Source organism: Legionella sp. W10-070 (genome assembly GCF_900640175.1).
In the GTDB taxonomy this organism is placed as follows: domain Bacteria; phylum Pseudomonadota; class Gammaproteobacteria; order Legionellales; family Legionellaceae; genus Tatlockia.
Map to the genome: position 1 here is coordinate 1 of NZ_CAAAJC010000001.1, position 12203 is coordinate 12203.

Consider the following 12203-nt stretch of genomic DNA (forward strand, 5'->3'; position numbering starts at 1 on the left):
GATTTTCTAAGCTGCCTATTCGGCAGTGAACCGTTACGGACTTGGTAAGCAGCGGGTACACATTTTCTAAGCTGCCTATTCGGCAGTGAACAAATATCTTGCTGCGCTTTCGCCAGTGCCAAATTTCTAAGCTGCCTATTCGGCAGTGAACGCGGTTTCTTCGAGCTGCTCTTCTTTTCGTATTTTCTAAGCTGCCTATTCGGCAGTGAACTTAGTCCGCAAAACATGCCATCTACTTTTGTATTTCTAAGCTGCCTATTCGGCAGTGAACGTTGAAACGCGTATAGAGCCAAAAGATTTGAATTTCTAAGCTGCCTATTCGGCAGTGAACGCGCTCGGTATCGTAAATAGTGGGAATCATCTTTTCTAAGCTGCCTATTCGGCAGTGAACGCCCACGGCAGGCCCTTTAACTTGATGAAGATTTTCTAAGCTGCCTATTCGGCAGTGAACCGTTACGGACTTGGTAAGCAGCGGGTACACATTTTCTAAGCTGCCTATTCGGCAGTGAACATGACTTCTCTGTCAACAAACTTTATTACATGTTTCTAAGCTGCCTATTCGGCAGTGAACTTTGCAGCTCCATTACCAAGCGCTCCTGTTGCTTTCTAAGCTGCCTATTCGGCAGTGAACTTAGCTGGCAGGCTTAAACGAATTATTGAAGATTTCTAAGCTGCCTATTCGGCAGTGAACGCCGGTTCTTTCATAAAGTTATCACGCAGCGATTTCTAAGCTGCCTATTCGGCAGTGAACCCTTTACTATGCTCCTCTGCATGCGGCCAATATTTCTAAGCTGCCTATTCGGCAGTGAACATGAAGAAACTTGTGCTTGCAGTTGCCTGGAATTTCTAAGCTGCCTATTCGGCAGTGAACGCTGCCGCTATGCGTTCATCATCACTGGTAAAATTTCTAAGCTGCCTATTCGGCAGTGAACAAAGCGCCAGTTATTTTGAGCAAGAACCGCAGGTTTCTAAGCTGCCTATTCGGCAGTGAACCATTTCATCCAAGTATGGCTCATCAGTCGCACTTTCTAAGCTGCCTATTCGGCAGTGAACTAACAACCCCACCTAATTTAAATCCGGAGGGATTTCTAAGCTGCCTATTCGGCAGTGAACATTGTGAGGTAGCTAAAGAAGTTCTTGCGAATTTTCTAAGCTGCCTATTCGGCAGTGAACGTTTTTAGCCCGCAAAACATGCCGTCAACTTTTTTCTAAGCTGCCTATTCGGCAGTGAACATTATGCTGCCTCAAAAGCAATGGCTGAACAATTTCTAAGCTGCCTATTCGGCAGTGAACTCATGTTCTTGGTGTATTCAGCCAGCATGTCATTTCTAAGCTGCCTATTCGGCAGTGAACTACTCTTTATCCAGCGACATTGATTTTAAATATTTCTAAGCTGCCTATTCGGCAGTGAACTGTAATATAAACCATAAAAAAATAGTTACAACAAAAAGTTAGCTGAAAAACATCAATTTATCCAATGTTTTACAGCCAACTTATAACCATTTGATTTTATAACAAATTTTTAAAGAGCTAAAATTATTGGTAGTTAGATCGGAAACCTCTTTTAAAGTCTCTATTGAATTCAACAGACTTGTCATGCTCTCTTATTTAATCAAACCAAGGAACAGTAGCGGTTTTGGATAAGCCGAACAGATCAAACTTACCAGGAGTTGGCTCGTCGAGTAATTCGCCAAACTCAATATAGCGTCGGTGCCTTTGCCCGTTTGATCCGCTCACCAAATCAATATAAGGGCTATCCAGACCTTTGGAAAACATCTTTGCCTTGTATTGCCTGATTTCACCTTCCGTCATAGAGCTACGTTTAATTAACCGCCTCAATTTTGATTGACTCATTGTTGGTTGTTTACGTGAAACCATACGAAATTTAGCGTAGGCAGGTACTGGCAAAAACGGACTTACCATACAATAACCACTCATACCGCCTATCCAGTTCAAATTCTGCAAATCCTGCAAAGCTTCTTTTTTACCATGAAGACGCAGAAGATTTCCTAACGTAATCTTTTGTTTTGGAAAACTAACCCCAATAGACGTTGAACGAAGATCATACAATGCCTTGTGTAGCTTGCTGTAAAGAGCATTCATTAGCACGTGCGTTGGAAATTCCGGATCGGGAAGAATAGATATATCTAAATAATAATCCATAACCTTCTACTTATCGCTTCCACCAAAAACACCACCACGCACTAAAACAGCCATCATATAGTGCTCATCTTCAATGCGAGATAACTCACCACCACGCGCCCAAGTATCAAAAAAAGTATAGAAATCCTGCTTGTCTGCCGGGGTTCTAAAAGCTTTTCCCAGGTTAGTGACAGCACCGTATGGCTCAATTGCGATTGGTCCAGCGGAAACTACCGGATCACTGAATTCAGGGTACCAGGTGTCTATTGTACGAAGCGCATTACCGATTTTTTGCGAGTGCATAGCTGCAATACCATCAGCTGCGTAGAGTATTTTACTTTTTTCTTCTTTTCCTTTATTAAATACCATTTCTTCACTGGGATAAACGTCCTGGGCTTTACCAACTTTGGCGTAACAGGTGATTTCAAGCATTAAAAAGTCGTTGTCGCTTGCTAATGCAAAAGCAATACGTTCTGCCAGACTGCCAACTTCATCTGTAGTCGTTTCCAAGTCACGGGGATTGAAGTCGAGCGCATTAAAGTTCCAACTTTGCTCTGCACCTTTATTTAAAGCTTTGACCTCCACTTGAATATTTTCAGCACCAAAACGATTGCGCCATAAGAATCGGGCATTGGCAATATTCAGTGCATAGCGTTTTGCCAGCTCCTTCATACCCTTTGTTTCAATATAGTTACTTACAGCCTGCTGGTAGCTTTGTTTAAAAACAGCATTGTTACAGGCAGAGGGGTGTTTTAATCCACCTAATACCTTAAGCGTAAAATACAGTTTAAGTGTGTCCTCTTCTGAAGCCAATGAACAAGCATCAACGGTTTGAGGATTGGGTTTCTCGATTTCATTATTGAGTGCAGCAGGGTCTTTTTGCAGCGCCGGTTTGAGTCGATTTGAAATCGTCCCCCGCACAGATTTTTCATTTAATCGAAGCGGGGTGGCTTTATCCTTGTTTTCCCACTCGCAGCCATACATATAACCATCCGATGGTACCAATTTTTTTTCAAACGCCAACACTGAGGCTATGTGTTCTTTTTTAGTCATCATTGTTCTCCTAAATTAATAGTCTTCATTACTTGTTTCAGATATAAATTTTTGTTGAATACAAAGGTACAGATTGTTTTCGAGCTCTATGCGGTAGCGCCAAAGTAAATCTTCGGGTGATTCCAAACGATAAGGCATTTTAAACTCGCCAAGCGTCACAAGGCTTTCAGCAAAGCGATGAGGAGTACCTGGATCACGCTGATTAATCGCTGTTCCTAATTCACTAATCCCATGAAATCCTGTAGCAATAGGCACAATCCAGCCTGTTTGGCCATCAGGCCCCGTTGGTTTTCTCCTGCGTTGCCAACTCACACGTTCCTGCCCGTTAACAATGTCTTTGGTGCAACTGTGATGCACAGCCACATAATCCAGCATTGCCTCCATGGCATCCTGGCCTTGCTCCATGGCTGCCCGCATTAAATCTCTTCGCTCAATTAAGGCATAACCCGGCATTAATTTTCGCTTTGCCTTCTGAAAATCCCGAAGGATTTCCGGTTCCTTACAGTTGAGAATATCTCCACCAGCCAGTTTCATATTACCGAGCATTAATTGATATACTCGTTCCAACATCAGCTGCTCATCCTGTGCCTCAATGCCTGAGTACTCAACAATAAGACTGACTTCCAGATGGCAGCGAGCTTCTTCAATAAATGACGGTCGAACAGCGTTACCTTTGGGCTTGCCTTTTTCGGAGTTTGGCTCCAAGGGGTTTCCGGTTCCAATAATGGAGTGCACAAAATCACCACGCCCTTTGTAGGTTTGCAAATCAAAGCGATGCACGACGACACCAACTGCAGAAAATATCACCGTCATATTGTATGTTTGCAATTTGCGTTGCAAAGCATGTACAGCACCCAGCCAAGCTGTCATGGCAGGAAAACCAATGGTAAAGGGGCTAGATAATGCATTGGCGTTTTGAACTTGAATACGGGGCAATAAAATCAGGTTATTACTCATCTCAATATCTCCCTGTATTCATTGACAAAGTCTTTGATATAGCGGCGCTCCGCTTCACCTAACATAATGGGATGTTTGATGCTGTTTTTATATGCGCTGTTTATCCAAAAGGCAATTTGCGTGCACAGTGTTTCGAGCCATTCGTCTCGTTTGGCTCTTTCCTCTATATATTGCTCACACAGCCATATTTTTTGCCAGTCTGGCAGTCTGCTGGATTCTGACCAAAATTGATCTATAGATACCTCACGTAAGGCCATCATTTTCTGCAAAATCATATCCAGAATATCTCCAAGGCAACGATCCCTCCCCTTGCGGATTTTATCTAACGATATTTTCCCATCACGTTCGATTTTGAAAATATTGTCGAGCCGCTCAAGAATTTCCTTGCAATCACGATAACGAAGGCTTTGGACAAAAAAATCTTTGGTGGGGAATTTAATTTCATGTTGCTCAAGCAACGGCGGAGCAGATAATAATAAATATGCCTTCCCATGGTATTGATTGTTTAGCCAACTGACATTCCATGGTTTTTTTCCACCATATCCGATCGTGGTTATATCATAAATTTCGCTATAACCAGAGTCAGAATAAATATTGTCCCGGCGTAACTCCCGTCCTCTTTGAACTGTCTCTGAAAACCGCAATGCGTCAATCCTCTCACGCAATTCAAAAACCATACCCGAGTTACTTAAGATGGATAATTGGTGGTAATCGCTACCCACTGGAAAATAGATTTGTTTAATTTTAGAACTAGAAACTGCTTTGCTTGAACTGCTAATTAAAGTCAAAAAGCCCTCTCTCAATTCTTTATAACTTTTCGATTTAATAGCTAGTGTTGACTTTGCCACTTCTGAATTACTTAATAGGTGATCCATTAAAGTTAATCCATCAGAAAGCTCAGTATAAAGAAACTCTTCTACATCAAGTTCCCCAGCATTACCCAACGAGTCTCTTTTTAGGTTATCTACATTACCTGATTTGAGATAGCCATCAATACTCCTTACTCCTTGGTAAACAATAGGAGTCACGTAAGTAAAATTCTTTTTATTTTTTTTACTTACGCCAGTGCTGGGATGACTAAATTTACTTGGATGCGTGCTGACCGCTCTACTCGATATTCTATTTGCTGCCTTGGGAAGCCAATTTTCAAGTGAAAATATCTCTTCGCATTCTCTTTCAATCTTTCTGATTTCATCCTCAATCATATGGGGCTTTAGGTTCTTTTTAAGCCACTCATCTTTTCGTTCGGAAAAAAAAGCTACAATTGCTGGATCAAGCATGGTTGCTCTCCTTTTTATATAAGCCTAATTGGTCGTTGTATTCATATTCTGTGTTGATGCCATATGGATAAACATCCAAACTGATTTCACCAAAATAGATAGAGGCTTTGCTCAAAGACATTTCGTAGATCTCACTTTGCTCCAGCAACAACTGGAAATAATCACGCTGCATCCAGAGTCGCTCAGCCTGCTCTACTGCTAGCGTCAAAGTTGTGATTTGGTAGGCATCGTCCTGGCGGGCGAATTCACCTGTATTGACGTAACTAAAATTTCCCCTGGTATCACGTTCTGTAAACCATGATTCGCCACTTTCATTGGCTACCCGGTATAGCTGTGTGCTTTTTGTGCTTTGGCGAAAACGATTGAGGTATTGTGGTAATGCCGTTAGATACCAGTACCATTGAACATAACCTTGTAAGGTTTCCGGACCTTTTCCTTTGTAATAAGTGAGTAAACTATCTATTACTGCATGCTCCAGTAAAGCCATAGGGGTTTTGCTACCTTCTGGCCGTTCCTGAATTCGTGGAATGGAATCAAGCCGGGCCTTTATCAAACTATTATCAACTACTTTAAAAAGATCATGGCTTTTAAGGCAATCGTCTTTTTCGTTACTTAACCGGTTTGTTTGGCGTTTTCGTGGATCGGGTTCATAGCCTGGAAAATAGAAGCGAGGCTTTCTTTCCGCATCTCCGTATTTAATTGTTCTCCAGTTATATTGCAGAATAGCAATATTGGGATATTCAACCTTATCCTCACGATGCCGCATGACCCGTCCAGCCAATTGAATAATGGATCGATACGAAGAAGGCTCAATAACGGCCCAATCAAAATCATGGTCACGGCCAACCTCTTCAACGGGTGTAGCTACCAAAATAAACAGCAAATTCATAACCTGGGGCTGGTTAACGGCAATTGTATCGAGATGCCTGCGAATCGTTTGATCATAAAAGGCCTGTGGCTGCTCACCCCTTTTTTCTTTCCGCTTTAACACCTTATCCAGATGCTTTTCCTGCTCATGACGTAACAACAGTACTTGTCTGCTGTGATAAGCCATGATTCTCGCTTCGCTATGCTCAGGCCATTCATAATTTAATAAATACCTGGTAAGTTGAACGCAGGGTTGTATATTGGCGATGCGTACAACCCCAAAGGAAACTTTTAAACCTGTTTTTTTATCTACTGTGTTATTTAGCTTATGCATGTCCAGAACCGTTTGAATTATTCGGTGAAACCAGGCCTCTTTTTTGCTCTTAACCACTGGTTCATCGCTTCTGTTCATAGCTTCTTCACAATTAATGACCATCGCTTTGCGTTTTGCCGGTTGCTTGACTAAATGTTTTACTCGTCTGTCGATATACTTGTCATGAATTCTTCGAAACTCCTTTGTTGCATGCTCTTGCATGCCCATTTCTTCAACCTGTGTTGAGAACTCATCAATCCATGCACATCCGACCATAGGATTGGCATTACGAGTTTTACAGTAGAGTAACCATCCTTCGCGGTAAGCATTGAAATAACCCTCGGCCATTGCGGGTGGAATAGTGGCCGAAGAAATCATCACCTTGCGCCCCAGCATACCTGCCAGGTGAATCAGACGACCGATGGCGATTAAGTCACTGCCGATGAAGTCATCCACTTCATCAATGACCAAATCAGACGATAGCAAACGCAGGGCGGGCAGAATGTATCGTCCGCCACGAGTAGTTTCCGTTGCAGCAATTATGTGATCAATGGTGCAAACCAGAACAGGCGCATAAAGCAGCTGCCTGTCTTTGTATTTCTTTAAGATAGTAGTTAAACCTTCCTCAGGCAGTTCACCCTGATAAACGATTTCATCAGAATCTGCCAACAGAGTTTCAATTGACTCAGAACCTTGCCCTACTTGCTCCTCTATCTGATCCTGTTTGTTCTGATAATGTAAGTCAGCAATGGCTTTAGAGCCTATCAATACAGCAAGATCAGTACCATCGCTTTTTTTGAATATGCGTTCGCGGTACTCATCTCCAGTTTGCAATGTCAGTGTGCGTAAACCAAGGGCTAGGACATAGCGGAGACTATCACCATCGTCTGAAAGTGCCATCATAACTTTGGCGTTGGCAAATGTTTTACCGCAACCAGTACTTGCTATATTCACGGCAAAAAAGCCTTTTCGCGAGTCATTACAGGCTTTGCGCCAATCGCGCACTTTTTTAGCAGCAGTATCCTGCCAGGCGAAGGGCTTCGGACTTTTACGTTTTAATTCAGCGGTATTAAAGCTAGACTCCAGACCGTTTTCGATAACAGGTAATTTTCCTACGACATTTTTGGCATTTTCGTAAACGCCCACCAAGTGCTGATCCAGAGCTTGCTTTGGTGATTTGTCTTTCTGGGTATTGGCAATCATCTCAGTGGCATGCGGCCAGTTTCGGGTTTCGCCAATATCCAAAGATGAAAAGTAATGATCCCCTAACATTAAAGACAAACGAGCGTGGTGCAACAATACCCGATAACTGCCATTGTTGATGGCTTGAGAAATAACATCTTGTAAATCTAATAACTTGCTTGCCCACCGCTTGAGTTGCGACAACCATTTAGTACAGTTGCTTAACATTCCATATGGGAATTCCAAACAAAGCTCCAGTTCATCAATGGTCTTATTTTCATATCCCCAGCTTTTGTCGATGAGCTTCAGTAATCCATCAAGGCTGGAACATGGACTTCCCTTAGGCAAGTTATTGGGATTAACAGGTAATTTGTGATGACTAACAATCAACCAGGAAATTAATTTGGCGATATTCGGTAAATCAGCCAACGATTTTTCCCAGTTGTCGCGAAGTACTGCTTTAATAGCATTTTCATCAATTGTTCCATCTTTTAGTGTTTTCAACCAATCGCTGTCTGAATTGGGATTATCAGTATTTAGGATCAATGCTTTGAGCAATAGACAGGATACCCATTCGTGCCGTAATCTGTCTGATTGGATACCCTTATAATTTTTGCCTAATTTTTGCTGGAAACGAGCATTGGCTTTACCCCAGTCATGCAGTAAGGCTGCCAGACAGGTCAGCGCTCGAATGACGGGGAGTAACTGCCAATCCAGCAGATCATCTCGGTAAACCTGATTTTTAGATGTACTGTTTACCGCTACTCTACCTTCGCGATTAAACTTATTCTTATTCCCCACAACCCAAACCAACTCCGTTCTCAATCTTGATCGAATCCAGTGGCAACTCACTGCTGTATTTTTACTGGCTGTCTTGCACAGCAGCTTCTTAACAGCGAATAAACCTTCCTGGGTGATTGCGGTTTGCCAGGTATTATCGCCGATGCGGTCAGCAAAAGCATCCAGAACACGACGGGTTCTGGCCAGCGCTTTTTTCTCGCACTGGGAAACAAAGACAACCATCATGACAAACTTTCCTCGCTACTCTCATTTTCCCAATCTGTATTTAAGGCCATGGCTTTTACCTGCTCAAACATAAAATCCAAGGCTTTATGATCGATAAACGCCTGTAAACATTGCTGGCGAAATTCTTGTTCGCTACTGTTTTCCTTTGCGCAGACAAAAGCCCAGGGAAGAATAAGGGTATCTTTGATTAAATCAGCCACATCAAATACCAGTGCACCGCGTCGTGTTTTACCGTGCATAACAGCAAAGCCGTGAGGAATTCCAAGCACCCACAGTGTTGTTGCAGCCAATCCATAAGCAAGGTAGTTGCCATGGTTTAAAAATACGTTGGCTTTATCCGTAGCTTCTCGTTCGCGAATAAATTTGCCATACTGAGTTCGGTTTGCAGCGTACCGATAAAGATGTTTTGTTAATTCTGCTTCAGCTTGCATCAGGTTGCTTGCTTCTTTTGCGTTCCTGATTTTTAGTTCGCAGCTTAATAATTCTTGTTGCAAGTCGTTATAATTAAAACCTTCGGCAGTAAGGTCACGGCTTTTTTTCCAGTTAACTCTCAGGTATTCGATGCGTGAAAGTTGAAATTGTTTTGCCGCATATAAGCGTCTTTGCTCATCAAACCAGAATTTCATCCACCCCTGCATATACTCTGTGGGCCGATATTCGCTTTGAGGGGTAAGCCATTCTACTTCATTGGCCATTAGTAAAGGTGTACCGCCCCCACCACAGAAACCAACCAATACACCTGCCTGAGCGAGCATACGCATTGCTGCCTGAGTGATAGAAGTCCCCGTTCCAAGTAAAAGGCAAGTGGTGTTGGCAATGGGTATATTCCAGTATTGGTTTTCGTTTTTTGCTTCAGTGAGATATAAAACACGACCGTCTTTTTGCAGAATACGGCATTTTTCCAGGTAATAAATATTGGCACGCTTTGAATGCAGGATGGCCTTTAAATCTGTTAACATTTCCATGAATAATCCAAATTTGTCACGCTTCTGATAGCTCATCCCAAAGCAAGAAGCTTTAAATCAAGTTGGGGACGAAGCATTCTACAGAAATGTTTGGCCTAAGTTAATAGATAACTATACGAATATGAGCAACCTCATTACAAAACGAATTATTTTTAATCCGCAATACCCCACAAGAGGCTATATCTGTTTTATGCCATCCCCGTGAAGTCGGGGATCCATTTATAACGAAGCACAGTGCCATCTTTCTGGATGGATCCCCGCTTTCGCGGGGATGACGGATCTGTTTATGGGATGGAAAATCTTAATGTTCTACAGCCAGGAAAGTGACTTTCTTAATCATCACCACGAGAGTAGGGGAAACCGCATATTTTGATTCAATTAACAGCACATTGCCCTCTTTGCGATTAAAACGAAGCAATCCAGATCAATGCTTCGTTAAGGCTCTGTACCAGGTTGATTCACTTCATTCGCAAAGACGACAAAACCAGAGCTATTTTCAAAAGGGCTTGATAATAAAAATCATACTCCCCGGATTTTGCTGGCGCTCCATCCGGGCTACAACTTTCAAGGAAAACCGCAATCACCCACAAGAGGAATAAAACTTGAGTACATGCCTGACTATCCGCTAGAATGCTGAGCTTAATTAACTCTGGTCACAAGTCCCATGCTTGAATTAACTGCCACCCAACAGATAGCAATATGGCTACTGCCCATCTTGTTTGCTATTACCTTGCATGAAGCAGCCCATGCCTGGGCGGCTTACCGCTTGGGTGACAATACAGCAAAGCTATTAGGGCGTCTTAGCTTTAATCCTATTCGTCACATTGACCTTGTAGGTACTATCATTGTACCTATTATCATCCTGGTGTTAAGTCAGTTTAATTTTGTTTTTGGGTGGGCAAAGCCTGTACCGATCAATGAGTCAAACCTTAGAAATCCGCGACGAGACACAGCACTTGTAACTGCAGCTGGTCCTCTTTCTAATTTATTAATGGCTTTATTTTGGGCAAGTTTATTAAAATTAGCGATGATGCTCGATCCTCAATCATCCAACATTGTCTTGTTCCTTTTCCTTACTGCCCGAGCAGGTATACTGATTAATTTATTGTTGGCTTATCTTAATTTAATTCCGATTCCACCCTTGGATGGCAGCCGTATTCTGGCTAGTTTTTTGCCGCCCAGGCTGGCTATGTCATACCAAAAAATAGAGCCGTTTGGTTTTTTTATCCTTGTCATTCTGCTAATTACAGGTGTGCTTGGCTGGTTTATTTTCCCTCTTCTCAGCTGGTCATTAGCAGTTTTGCGCGTTTTATTTAATTTATGAAGATTCTTGCGGATGCGACATTGCCTGGTTTGCTTGAAGCGTTTCCTTCGCCATTTCACTTAACCTTATACAATAACGTAGATGAACTGGCAGCCCTCCTCCCCAATCAAGACATTTTACTCTGCCGTTCTACTCTTAAGGTCAATCGCGATTTATTAAACGATTCCTCCCTCACTTTTGTTGCCACTGCCAGCAGTGGTACCGATCATATTGATAAAAATTACCTTAACACTCGCGGCATAAGATTAATTGATGCCAAGGGCAGCAATGCTGCTGCCGTAGCTGATTATGTTATTGCCAGCCTGGCTTTCTTGCAAAAATACCATCAATTTCATGGAACCCGGGCAGCTATTATTGGTGTCGGAGAAATAGGGACTGAAGTTGGCAAACGCCTGCAAGCAACTAATATGGCCGTCATCGGTTATGATCCCCCCAAAAGTCTGCGTGATGAGAAGTTCTCCAGTAGTTCTTTGGAGGAGGTAGCCACATGCGATCTTATTTGCATACATGCCGACCTGCATTCCACTCCTCCTTATCCCAGTGTTAATTTAATTAATGATGCCCTGCTGAAGCAATTGCATCCAGGATGTGCCATCATCAATGCCTCAAGGGGAGGACTTGTAGATGAGACAGCGCTTTTTAACCAAAAGCCCGATCTCTTCTATTGTACGGATGTCTTTTCTCGCGAGCCTTACATCAATCGGGAGATTGTTAATATGGCTACTTTATGTACGCCACATATTGCAGGTCATAGCATTGAAGCGAAGTATGCTGCGGTTACCATGATCAGTGCAGAATTACATCGCAGCTATCAGCTTCCTCCACCGTTGTTCGCCGTCCCCGAGGTTCAGGTGCCTGTGATTAAGATGCAAAAGCAATGGCAAGACGACGTTTTATCATTTTACAACCCTGTACACGAAACCCAGGTTTTGAAAAACAGTGATGATCTTAAATCAACATTCCTGCGCTTGCGTAAAGCCCACCAGAGCCGCCATAATTTTTCTGTTTACGCTAACCATCTCAACTCTTCTTCCAGTCAACTGCTGCAGCTCCTTGGCATTAAGGAGGAATAAGTAAATTAGCTGGCTGCAACC

8 protein-coding genes and 1 CRISPR repeat array are annotated in these 12203 nt (G+C 42.7%); of the genes, 2 read left to right on the plus strand and 6 right to left on the minus strand.

Annotated features, from left to right (window positions below; genetic code table 11):
- The first annotated feature begins 3 nt into the window (after positions 1-3).
- A CRISPR array of direct repeats spans positions 4-1413; the repeat unit is 28 nt; unit sequence TTTCTAAGCTGCCTATTCGGCAGTGAAC.
- A gap of 195 nt (positions 1414-1608) precedes the next feature.
- From cas6f to cas1f, 6 genes are all read right to left on the minus strand, one after another.
- Positions 1609-2163, minus strand: a complete 555-nt coding sequence (gene cas6f / locus E1O65_RS00005) for a type I-F CRISPR-associated endoribonuclease Cas6/Csy4 (protein WP_133131547.1) — start codon at positions 2161-2163, stop codon at positions 1609-1611.
- A 6-nt stretch (positions 2164-2169) separates the two neighbouring features.
- A complete protein-coding gene (csy3, locus tag E1O65_RS00010; protein ID WP_242601498.1) occupies positions 2170-3198 on the minus strand; it encodes a type I-F CRISPR-associated protein Csy3 in 1029 nt (342 codons plus the stop codon).
- A 12-nt stretch (positions 3199-3210) separates the two neighbouring features.
- Positions 3211-4152, minus strand: a complete 942-nt coding sequence (gene csy2 / locus E1O65_RS00015; RefSeq protein ID WP_133131548.1) for a type I-F CRISPR-associated protein Csy2 — start codon at positions 4150-4152, stop codon at positions 3211-3213.
- Entirely contained in the window at positions 4149-5357 is a 1209-nt protein-coding gene (locus E1O65_RS00020; protein WP_242601499.1) for a type I-F CRISPR-associated protein Csy1, read from the minus strand. The genes csy2 and E1O65_RS00020 overlap by 4 nt, the downstream gene beginning before the upstream one ends.
- A 67-nt stretch (positions 5358-5424) precedes the next feature.
- Positions 5425-8820, minus strand: a complete 3396-nt coding sequence (cas3f, locus tag E1O65_RS00025; protein ID WP_133131550.1) for a type I-F CRISPR-associated helicase Cas3f — start codon at positions 8818-8820, stop codon at positions 5425-5427.
- Positions 8817-9785, minus strand: a complete 969-nt coding sequence (gene cas1f / locus E1O65_RS00030; protein WP_133131551.1) for a type I-F CRISPR-associated endonuclease Cas1f — start codon at positions 9783-9785, stop codon at positions 8817-8819. The genes cas3f and cas1f overlap by 4 nt, the downstream gene beginning before the upstream one ends.
- A 664-nt stretch (positions 9786-10449) precedes the next feature.
- On the opposite strand from cas1f, the gene E1O65_RS00035 reads away from it, so the two are divergent.
- Together E1O65_RS00035 and E1O65_RS00040 are read left to right on the plus strand one after the other, a co-directional pair.
- Complete coding sequence (locus E1O65_RS00035) at positions 10450-11109, plus strand: site-2 protease family protein (protein WP_133131552.1); 660 nt, start codon at positions 10450-10452, stop codon at positions 11107-11109.
- Positions 11106-12182 (plus strand): 4-phosphoerythronate dehydrogenase, encoded by a 1077-nt coding sequence (locus tag E1O65_RS00040; protein WP_133131553.1) that lies wholly within the window; start codon positions 11106-11108, stop codon positions 12180-12182. The genes E1O65_RS00035 and E1O65_RS00040 overlap by 4 nt, the downstream gene beginning before the upstream one ends.
- Positions 12183-12203: the final 21 nt, after the last annotated feature.

Excerpts from the sequence above, each read along its gene's own strand:
- cas6f (WP_133131547.1), bottom strand. The coding sequence starts at position 2,163 with ATGGATTATTATTTAGATATATCTATTCTTCCCGATCCGGAATTTCCA.
- csy3 (WP_242601498.1), bottom strand. The coding sequence starts at position 3,198 with ATGATGACTAAAAAAGAACACATAGCCTCAGTGTTGGCGTTTGAAAAA.
- csy2 (WP_133131548.1), bottom strand. The coding sequence starts at position 4,152 with ATGAGTAATAACCTGATTTTATTGCCCCGTATTCAAGTTCAAAACGCC.
- cas1f (WP_133131551.1), bottom strand. The coding sequence starts at position 9,785 with ATGGAAATGTTAACAGATTTAAAGGCCATCCTGCATTCAAAGCGTGCC.
- E1O65_RS00020 (WP_242601499.1), bottom strand. The coding sequence starts at position 5,357 with ATGATTGAGGATGAAATCAGAAAGATTGAAAGAGAATGCGAAGAGATA.
- E1O65_RS00035 (WP_133131552.1), top strand. The coding sequence starts at position 10,450 with ATGCTTGAATTAACTGCCACCCAACAGATAGCAATATGGCTACTGCCC.
- cas3f (WP_133131550.1), bottom strand. The coding sequence starts at position 8,820 with ATGATGGTTGTCTTTGTTTCCCAGTGCGAGAAAAAAGCGCTGGCCAGA.
- E1O65_RS00040 (WP_133131553.1), top strand. The coding sequence starts at position 11,106 with ATGAAGATTCTTGCGGATGCGACATTGCCTGGTTTGCTTGAAGCGTTT.